This is a genomic window from Kribbella swartbergensis (assembly GCF_054784135.1).
This window is the reverse complement of the sequence record NZ_BAAGPM010000003.1, coordinates 104,424-112,120: the sequence shown is the minus strand read 5'-3', so window position 1 is coordinate 112,120 and position 7,697 is coordinate 104,424. Positions and strand designations below refer to the sequence as shown.

Below are 7,697 nucleotides of genomic sequence, written 5' to 3'. Positions count from 1 at the left end.
CCGCTCAGCACCCCGGCACCCAGGACCCCGGCACGCAGCACTCCGGCATGCAGCACCCCTCCGCTCAGCACTCCGGCATGCATCACCCCTCCGCTCAGCACCCCGGCATGCAGCACCCCTCCGCGCAGCACTCCCGCACCCAGGACCCCGGCACGCAGTACCCCGCCGCGCAGCACCCGGTCTCGCGGGGGGCGAGGGCGACCGACGCCACCGCTGGGCGGTCAGGCGACGACGAGCGCACGGCGCGGGTCGGCCGCGGCCGGGGTGGCTCACCCCCGGTTGCTACCCCGGCGGAGCCGGTGGTCTCCGAGCCTGGGCTCGACATCTTCGACGCGTTGCGGGCGGCGCCGGCGCGGATCGACCTGACGCCTGGGGTGCCGGATCTCGCCGCGTTCCCGCGCGCCGCCTGGCTCAAGGCCGAGCGGGCGGTACTGAACGATCTGGAGTCCGCGGAGTTCGGGTACGGCGATCCGTCCGGAACGCCGGCCTTGCGCCGCGCCGTCGCCAACTGGCTGGCCCGCAACCGCGGCGTCACCGCCCACCCCGACGACCTCGTGATCGTGGCCGGTGTGTCCCAGGCGATCGGCCTGGTCGCCCAGGTCCTCAAGTCCCGCGGTGTCACCGAGCTGGCCGTCGAGGATCCCGGCTCACTCGGCGCCCGCCAGCACCTGCAGAACTGGGGTCTCCGCACGCCCCCGGTCCCGGTCGACGAAGGCGGTCTCCAGGTCGACCTCCTCCGCGAATCCGGTGCGCGGGTGGTGCTGGCGACCCCGGCTCACCACTTCCCGACAGGCGTCGTACTGGACGGTGAACGGCGGCGAGAACTGATCCAGTGGGCGGCCGAGGGCGGGCTGATCCTGGAGGACGACTACGACGCCGAGCACCGGTACGACCGTCCGCCGGTTCCGGCGCTGCGGGCGATGCTGGCCGATCAGGTGATCTACACAGGCAGCGTGTCGAAGCTGCTCGCGCCGTCGCTGCGGATCGGGTGGATGCTGCCGCCCCCGCAGTACAAGGACGACCTGATCAGCATGAAGCGCCTGGCCGACCTCGGCAACGCCGCGCTCCCGCAGTTGACCCTCGCCCACCTGATGGAGTCCGGCGAGCTCGAACGCCAACTTCGCTTCCTCCGCCGACGGCACCGCACCCGCCGCGACGCGATGGTCCGGGCCATCACCAACTACTTGCCCTCAGCAACCGTACACGGCGCCGCGGCCGGCCTCCATCTGACCATCACGTTCGAGGACGGCACCGTGAACGACGTCGACCTGGCCGCGGCAGCACTGCAGAAAGGCGTGAAGACCCACCCCCTGTCCTGGCACTGCCAACTCCCCCACGCCCCCGGGCTGGTCCTCGGCTACGCCGCCCGCACCCCCACCGAACTCACCGAGGCGATAGCGACCATCGCGGACGTCTGGTGAGGACCGTTCGGGTGGGCCGCCACCAGTTGGCGCGGCCGGCGAGTTTCATGAACGCGGGGAGCAGGACACCCCGGATCGCGGTCGCGTCCACGAGGACCGCCACCGCCATGCCGATCCCGATCATCTTCAGGTAGACCACACCACCCGTGGCGTAGACCGCGAACGACAGCGCGAGTACGGCGGCCGCGGTCGTCACCAACGGCGCTGACTGTTGCAACCCGGTCGCCACCGCGTTCACCGTGTCACCTGTCCGCAGATACTCCTCGCGGATCCGCGACACGATGAACACCTCGTAGTCCATCGACAGTCCGTACACGATGCAGAACATCAGCATCGGCATACTCGCCTCCAGTACGCCGGTCGCAGTGAACCCGAGTGGACCGGACAGATTGCCGCGCTGGAAGATCCACACCATCACACCGAACATCACCGCCAAGCTGAGCAAGTTCAGGACGGTCGCCTTCAGCGGCAACAGCACACTGCCGGTGGCGCGGTAGAGCACCGCGAAACTCAGCAGCAGAATCAGCCCCAGCACCAGTGGGATCCGCTCGGTCAGCGCCGATCGCCAGTCCATCATCTCGGCCGGAGTTCCCCCGACGATCGTTTCGTACGGCGCCTCGACCGCCCGCACCCGCTCGGCCCACCCGGCCACGTCACCGTCCAGCGTGGCCTGCGTCGGGGTCACCGTCAGGTACGCGCCGCCGTTCCGTGTGGAGGTCTCGACCTGCGCGACACCGTCGAGCTTCGCCAGAGTTTCGGCGTACGGCGGAAGCCCGGTGACGTCAGGTGTCGTCGGCATGACGACGTAGAGGGCGTCGGACTCTTCCTGTCCGAAGTTGGCCCGAACCTGGTCGGCCATGATCCGGCTGCTCGCGTCGGCCGGCAGGATGCGCGCATCCGGCAGGCCGAGCCGCAGGCCCAAGGCAGGGGCCGAGAGCAACAACACGACCGCCAGCATCGCGCCACCGGTCAACAACGGCCGCCGCATCACGAACCGGGCCAGCCGGAACCATCGACCATCTTCGTTGCGTTGAGCAACCGGTCCGGCCGCGCGACGGCCCAGCAGCGCGAGCGCGGCCGGGAGAATCACCAGGGCGCCGACGAGGGCCGAGGCCACGACCAGCACACCGGCGTACCCGAACGAGCGCAGGAAGGACAACGGGAACATGAGCAGAGCGAGCAAGGACATGGCGACGGTGAGGCCGCTGTAGAACACTGTCCGCCCCGCCGTGCGGACCGCGGCCACCACAGCGTCGCCGACGTCCGCGCCACCCGCCAGCTCCTCGCGAAAGCGCGCGATGACGAACAGGCAGTAGTCGACGCCAAGGGCGAGGCCCATGACGAGCGATAGGTTCGCGGCGAAGGTGGAGACTTCGGTGAACGCGGCGATCACCCGTAGACCGGCGAGTGCGCCGCCGACCGCGAACACGCCGACCGCCAAGGTGAGCAGAGCCAGCGAGACCCGCCTGTAGATGAGCATCAGCAGGACCAGGACCATCGGCAGCACGATCAGCTCCGCGCGCAGGAAGTCCTCGCGGGCCTGCGCACCGATCTCCCGGAACACCTCGTCCTGACCTCCGGACTGCACCGAGATCCCGTCGCGCTGACCGGCGAACTCCTTCGCGAGCTCGCCGACCCGGGCCCGGGCCTCGTTGACCTCTCCCGGCACGCGGACGAGCACCAGCGCCTGGCGGGAGTCCTCGCTGCGGAGGGCAGGGCTGTCACCACGCGACCAGTACGACGCCGCTTCGGCGACGCCGGCGCGGCCGGCGATCTCCTCGGTGAGTTTCAGGCCGGCCACCCGTACGGCGGGATCGTCGACGGTTCCCGCGTCGGCGGTCACCAGGAACGCGAGGTTCGGCGGGCCGGTCTCGAACTGACTCGCGAGGACCCGCCGGGCTCGATCCGACTCCGAGGCCGGATCCGCGATCCGGGACAACGACAACGCGTTCAGCGCGCCGGCCGCCACGGCCAGCACGAGCGCGGTGAGCACAGCCGAGAGGACGGCAACGAGCCGGCGGCGCCGCACCAGGAGGCGACCGAGCCGGTCGAGCAGAGGCGGCCGGGTCGGGGCGTGGGGTGTCAGGCGTTCGGGCACGGGCAGACCTCCGGAGCGGATGGCGGTAGGATCTCGAAACACGAGCAGTTGCTCACATACGAGAAAATACGAGCATTTACTCGTGTTTGTCAACGAAGGGGTCACCCATGCCCGAGGTTCCGCGGCGGCAGGCGCGCGGGCAGCGACGGATGGAGCAGTTGACGGACGCGGCCGCGGTGGTGTTCGCCGAGGTCGGGTACGCGAAGGCGACCACCAACGCGATCGCCCGGCAGGCCGGAGTCTCGCCCGGCACGCTGTACCAGTTCTTCGCCAACAAGGAGGCGCTCGCCGAGGCGCTGGCCGAGCGTTACCGGGCCGAACTCAAGGCCGCCCACGAGCAGGCGTTCGACCCGAGCATGGTGAAACTGCCGCTCCCGGAGATGGTCGACCGGATGATCCGCCCGATGGTCGAGGTCAACCTCGCCAACCCCGGCTTCAAGGCGCTGTTCAGCAGCGGCGACCTACCGGACCGCTTGACCGCGCCCACCCGGGCCCTCCAGCAGGCCGTCACCGGCCGGGTCGCCGAGATCATCGCGGCCCGCATACCCGGCCTGCCCGCCGAGCAACGCGACACCGCCGCGGCCGTCGCCACGCAGATCTTCGCCGCGCTGCTCGGCACGATCGTCTCCGTCCCGGGCGCCGACCGCGAACGCTGGATCGCCGAACTCAACCGAGCCCTGGTCGGCTACCTCGGTCCGTTGGAGGCAGGTCAGCGGGTGTAGAGCGGGGACATCGCGAGGGCGAAGGCGGTCATCGTGTCCGGGTCGATCGCGCGGGCCGGGAGGGGGACCAGGTCGACGAGTTTGCCGTCGCCGACCCGGATGGTGGTCCGGCCGGTCGCGGTGTCGACGTACGCCTCGTCGCCGAGCGGGATCGACTGCGCCGTGGCGGCCTTGCGGATCGGCGCCATCAACGCCTCCGCGTTCGGCGTACGCCGTACCGAGGTGTAGAGCACGCCGTTCGGGTTGACCCAACCGCAGACGAGATCGCCGAGCGCGGTCTGGCCGTCGCGGCGGACCATCGCGGGCGCGCCCATCACCTTCTCCGCCTCGGACGATCCGCGTTCGCAATCGGGCCGCGCGATCAGTGGCTGGGCCTCCGGCAGTCCGGGCACCTGCCGGACCACTTCCTGTCCGAGGACGACGTACTTCGCGAGCGTCGCGGGCGGACCGCTGACCTTGTACAGCCGCCCGTCCAGCAGGAACACCACGAACGTGCTGGTGCCGAACCCGCCTTCGCCGACCGCGGCGGGCTTGGCCGGCTCACCCTTCGACGCCGCATAGGCCTTCTGCGCGCCCGTCAGTGTCGCCTTTGTTGCCGGCAGCACCGAGACGCCGACCCGCAGCACCGGGCCGCTCGGGCTGGTGCTCAGTCCGAACTGGCACACGTCGTACGTCGGCAGGCCGAAGTCTGCAGGCGCCGGCTTCGTCTGCAGCGTCACCACCGGCGTCCCGAGCGTCGCCTGCACCAGCGGCTGATCCATCCGTACGCACAGGGTCTCCGCAACCTTTGCGGTGGGCGGCGTACTCGGGGACGGCGTCTCCGACGGCGTCTGGGTCGGCGTCGTACTCACGGAGACCAGCGGGGGCACATTGGGCGCGGTCTCGTTACCGGGACCACCGCAGCCGGCGACGGCAAGCAGAACGACCAGCACAGCAGGACGGATACGCATGGTGATCCAGACTGTATTGAATTCCTTCCCCGCCCCACCACCCCGGTCACAGAATCACACCGACTCGGCGGCCGCTCTGAGTTCCCGCTCCCGTACGGCGTGCTCGTCGGTACGGGCGTCGTACCGCCAGAAGTCACGCAACCAGGCAGCGGTCACGACCACACCGGCGACACAGAGAACGCCACCGCTGACGATGGACGTCCGGACGCTGGTCAGGTCCGCGACCAGGCCGGAGCGCGACTGGCCGCCGAGCGGGCCGAGTGAGTACGACAGCATCTCGATGCCGGCCAGCCGGCCGCGCATCTCGTCCGGGATGGTCTGGTTCCAGATCACCGCGCGGAACAACCCGGAGATCATGTCCGCGCCGCCGGCCAGAGCGAAGAACCCGATCGCGAACCAGATGTTCGGCGCCAGCCCGGCGACACCGACCGATGCGCCCCAGATGATCGTCGCCAGCACGACGGCCCGGCCGTGGTGGTGGACCCGGGCGGCCCAGCCGCTGGTCAGCGTCGCGACCATCGCCCCGATCGCCTCCGCGCTGTAGAGGAGACCGAGTAGTTTCGGCTCCTTCAGCACCTCGGTCGCGAACGCCGGGAACAGCACGATCGGCATCGCCAGGAACATCCCGACCATGTCGACGGCGTACGTCCCGAGCAGATCGCGGCGGCGGAACGCGTAGGTGATGCCCTCCCCGATCGCCCGCAGGCTGGGCGGCGTGCTGTGCTCTCTCGTCTTGTACGGCCTCAGCAGCAGGTAGAGCAGGGTCGCGGCGGTCAGTGCGGCGAGCTCGACCGTGAAGGCCCAGGCGACACCCGCGGTCGCCACCAGGACGCCACCCAGCGCGGGTCCGGCGAGTTGGCCGACCTGGAGGGTGAGCGCGTTCAGCGTCACCGCGGCCGGCATTTCCTCGTGCTTCACCACCCGTGGGAGAAGGGCGTCCCGGCTCGGCCGCTGCAATGACGAGGCGACCGCGTTCAGGCCGCCGCAGACATAGATCAGCCAGACCTGCGGATTGGTGAGCAGGGTGTTCGCGAGCAGCAGGGCACAAATGACCACCTGGGCGATACCGGTGCCGACCAGCAGTTTCCGCCGGTCGACGTGGTCCGCGAGCGCTCCGCCGTACAGGCCGAACACGACGAGTGGCGCGATCGTCACCAGTCCCATCGCGCCGACGGCGAAGTTCGAATGCGTCAACTGGTACAGCTGGTACGGCAGAGCGACGTACCCGACCATGCCGCCGAGAAAGAACACCGACCCCGAGATCACCAGAATCCGGAAGTCGCGGGAACCGCGCCAGGGGGTCAGATCGACGCGCAGCCGGGAAAGCCGTCGGCGGACACTTGATGCCACGGGCACATGGTGCCATCTGACCCCGGCCCGCGAAGAACCCTTTTCCGCCGTTGGTTGCCCACGGCGTCGACCTCCCGGCCGCCCCGACCGGTCAGACCAGCGGAAGCAGGGTGCTCAGGTCGGTGCGTTCGCCGCTGGCGCGGAGTTTCCCGGTGGCGCGGGCGTCCGTCCAGGTGACGCGGCCGAGGGCGACGTCGATCCACAGCTCGGGCGGCAGTTCGATCACGGCTCCCGGGGTGCCGCGGGTGTGCCGGGGCCCCTCGATGCACTGCACCGCGCCGTACGGCGGGACGCGGACCTCGACCGCGTGTCCGGGGGCCTTCGCGACCAGGAGTTTCAGCAGGTGTTTGGTGAGCAGCTTGAGGTCGGCGCGTTCCGCCGTACCGGTGTCGTACCGCCGCAGGGCCTGGTCGAAAGCGGGTTCCACGACGTGCCAGCGTACGCGGAAATTGTGGGGTCGCCCCCTTCGTGGTCGATAATCAGGCGGGAGAGACGGGAAGCGAGGTCGGGATGCTCACGCCCAGGCACCAGGCGCTGCTGATGACGCTGGCGGGAATGACCGTCGGCGTTGCCGTGTTCGGCGCCGTGCTGGCGTTCAACGGAAACCTGACGGCGAACGACGCGCCCACCGGGATCGTCAACAGCCAACCCGTGCCCAGTACACCGGCCTGCACCGACTGCCTGCAGGCGGACTCGCTGCAGTACACGCTGCGCACCTTCGGCACGAAGAACGACCCAGTGGCCGCCGAGGTCCCGGCAGGCTGGACCAGCGAGGATGACGGCACCCGGCCGCGGTTCATGGACCCGACCGGGGTCTGGCAGGTCCGCTTCGACACCCGGGGCAGCTCGCGGTCCCCGGACGAAATGGTGGACAGCCGCGCCCGCAGCATCGACGAGCGGGACCTCAAGGTGATCAGCCGCGACAACGGCACCCTGATCTACACGTACGTCGACGAGACCCGCGGACCGCGGATGGGCCTGTCCCGCTGGATTTCCATCGACGGCGGCGAGGACACCGCGGTCGAGATCACCGTCGGCGGCCGCCCGAAGGACGAGGCAGCGCTGCGCGCCGTCCTCGAGCACGCCACGGAGACCCTGCAGCTCCCGACGTCCGAGGGCGACACCCGCCCGAGCTAGTCATCGGCTGACGTTCGGC

7 protein-coding genes are annotated in these 7,697 nt (G+C 70.0%); 3 read left to right on the top strand and 4 right to left on the bottom strand.

All coding sequences use genetic code 11. From position 1 onward, the window contains the following. Positions 1 to 1,421 (top strand): aminotransferase-like domain-containing protein (locus ACYVOK_RS00525; RefSeq protein ID WP_460660193.1); only part of this gene is annotated, 1,421 nt, incomplete at its 5' end. On the opposite strand, the gene ACYVOK_RS00520 is transcribed toward ACYVOK_RS00525, so the two are convergent. Next, positions 1,384 to 3,519 carry an MMPL family transporter gene (locus ACYVOK_RS00520; RefSeq protein WP_460660192.1) on the bottom strand — a complete coding sequence of 712 codons (2,136 nt, stop codon included), beginning with the start codon at positions 3,517 to 3,519 and terminating at the stop codon, positions 1,384 to 1,386. The two genes, ACYVOK_RS00525 and ACYVOK_RS00520, sit on opposite strands and share 38 nt — an antisense overlap. 107 nt (positions 3,520 to 3,626) lie before the next feature. Here ACYVOK_RS00520 and ACYVOK_RS00515 point away from each other — a divergent pair, with 107 nt between their 5' ends. Further along, positions 3,627 to 4,241 carry a TetR/AcrR family transcriptional regulator gene (locus ACYVOK_RS00515; protein ID WP_460660191.1) on the top strand — a complete coding sequence of 205 codons (615 nt, stop codon included), beginning with the start codon at positions 3,627 to 3,629 and terminating at the stop codon, positions 4,239 to 4,241. Here ACYVOK_RS00515 and ACYVOK_RS00510 read toward each other — a convergent pair. The 3 genes from ACYVOK_RS00510 to ACYVOK_RS00500 form a co-directional block, all read right to left on the bottom strand. Then, entirely contained in the window at positions 4,229 to 5,191 is a 963-nt protein-coding gene (locus ACYVOK_RS00510; protein WP_460660190.1) for a hypothetical protein, read from the bottom strand. The genes ACYVOK_RS00515 and ACYVOK_RS00510 overlap by 13 nt on opposite strands. Before the next feature lie 54 nt (positions 5,192 to 5,245). Then, the gene (locus ACYVOK_RS00505; RefSeq protein WP_460660189.1) at positions 5,246 to 6,541 is read right to left on the bottom strand and encodes an MFS transporter; all 1,296 of its coding nucleotides are present in this window, start codon (positions 6,539 to 6,541) and stop codon (positions 5,246 to 5,248) included. Positions 6,542 to 6,632: 91 nt separating this feature from the next. Then, positions 6,633 to 6,968 carry a sterol carrier family protein gene (locus ACYVOK_RS00500; protein ID WP_460660188.1) on the bottom strand — a complete coding sequence of 112 codons (336 nt, stop codon included), beginning with the start codon at positions 6,966 to 6,968 and terminating at the stop codon, positions 6,633 to 6,635. Positions 6,969 to 7,051: 83 nt separating this feature from the next. On the opposite strand from ACYVOK_RS00500, the gene ACYVOK_RS00495 reads away from it, so the two are divergent. Continuing rightward, positions 7,052 to 7,678, top strand: coding sequence for a hypothetical protein (locus ACYVOK_RS00495; RefSeq protein WP_460660187.1), 627 nt, complete (start codon positions 7,052 to 7,054; stop codon positions 7,676 to 7,678). Positions 7,679 to 7,697: the final 19 nt, after the last annotated feature.